1 protein-coding gene is annotated in these 577 nt (G+C 38.5%); it reads left to right on the forward strand.

Annotated features, from left to right (window positions below; genetic code table 11):
• The first annotated feature begins 85 nt into the window (after positions 1–85).
• Positions 86–520 (forward strand): IS200/IS605 family transposase, encoded by a 435-nt coding sequence (tnpA, locus tag Q0954_RS34300; RefSeq protein ID WP_299466687.1) that lies wholly within the window; start codon positions 86–88, stop codon positions 518–520.
• Positions 521–577 lie beyond the last annotated feature (57 nt).

Raw genomic sequence — 577 nt, forward strand, 5'->3', positions numbered from 1 at the left:
TTTATTGGTCTCAGTAATGGGTTTAAAACCCTGCACTTTCAGTGCAGAACTTTAGTATTGCGAAAAAATCTATTAGCTTGTGTCTATGACGCAAGAAAACCGTAAAGGTCACCATACTATTACGCGTTTAACTGTTCATATTGTATGGGTGACAAAATATCGTTATCACGTTTTGAAAGGAGATATCCAAATCCGTTGTCGTGAACTTATCATTCAAACTTGTGACTCAGAAGGCATAGAAATTCTGAGTGGAGTAGTAAGTAAAGATCATGTTCATGTTCATATGGAGTATCCCCCAACAAAAAGTATTAGTGATGTTGTAAAACGTCTAAAAGGACGCTCTTCCCGTATTTTGCAACAAGAATATCCCACTTTAAAGCAACGTTACTGGGGACGTCATTTTTGGGCAAGCGGTTATGGTGCTTGGAGCACAGGAAACATTACAGATCAAATGGTTCAAGACTATTTAGAACACCATAGATCAGATAAGAGCGATAATTCCAATTTTATATTGGAATGAGCGAGGACTTTCAGTCCGCTAGTAAAACCCCTGTACTTTCAGTGCAGGGTGGTTTAG

The organism is uncultured Microscilla sp. (assembly GCF_947493425.1).
GTDB lineage: Bacteria > Bacteroidota > Bacteroidia > Cytophagales > Microscillaceae > Microscilla.

Excerpts from the sequence above, each read along its gene's own strand:
- tnpA (WP_299466687.1), top strand. The coding sequence starts at position 86 with ATGACGCAAGAAAACCGTAAAGGTCACCATACTATTACGCGTTTAACT.